The organism is Luedemannella flava, from assembly GCF_039528515.1.
GTDB lineage: Bacteria > Actinomycetota > Actinomycetes > Mycobacteriales > Micromonosporaceae > Luedemannella > Luedemannella flava.
In genome coordinates this window covers 1-523 of record NZ_BAAALT010000162.1, presented here as the reverse complement: position 1 = coordinate 523, position 523 = coordinate 1, and the positions used below count along the sequence as shown (strand labels likewise).

1 protein-coding gene and 1 pseudogene are annotated in these 523 nt (G+C 58.2%); both read left to right on the top strand.

Annotated elements, in window-relative coordinates:
* Positions 1-282 (top strand): annotated as a pseudogene (locus tag ABD211_RS23140) (XRE family transcriptional regulator); the annotation flags it as partial.
* Positions 283-297: 15 nt separating this feature from the next.
* Positions 298-523: NUDIX domain-containing protein (locus tag ABD211_RS23135; protein ID WP_344135718.1), on the top strand; the 226-nt coding region annotated here is incomplete at its 3' end.

Below are 523 nucleotides of genomic sequence, written 5' to 3'. Positions count from 1 at the left end.
GCGAAGATCCGTGCCGCACGTACGTACTTCAAACCGCTGCTCGCCGAAGACAACTGCGAGATACGGCTCCATGCGACCACGCTGTACAACTCTATCTTCAGATTTGATGACAACCTGCTGGCAAACCCGCATGCGTGGGGCCAACCCGCCAGCGCGAATCCGCTGCTACATTTTCGCCGTATCGATATTGTTACTGGATTCTTTGATCACTACCGTGAAAGCTTCGAAGCCGTTTGGAAGTCAGCCACAGCTTGGCAGGACTCCGCTGGAGGCAATGAATGAGTCGCACCGAATACTATGGTGACCCGGACGCGCCTGCGCCGAACTCACTCGTTCCGGCGTGCAACATGNCAAAGGCGGCGCGATACCGGTCAGTGGGCGCTCCCAGGTGGTGCACAGGATTTCGGTGAGACGCCGAGCGAATGTGCAGTGCGCGAGTGCAAGGAGGAGACCGGGATTACGGCGGAGATCACCGAGCTGCTGGGAATCTACTCTGACCCCGCTCACATCGTGCAGTACTCGG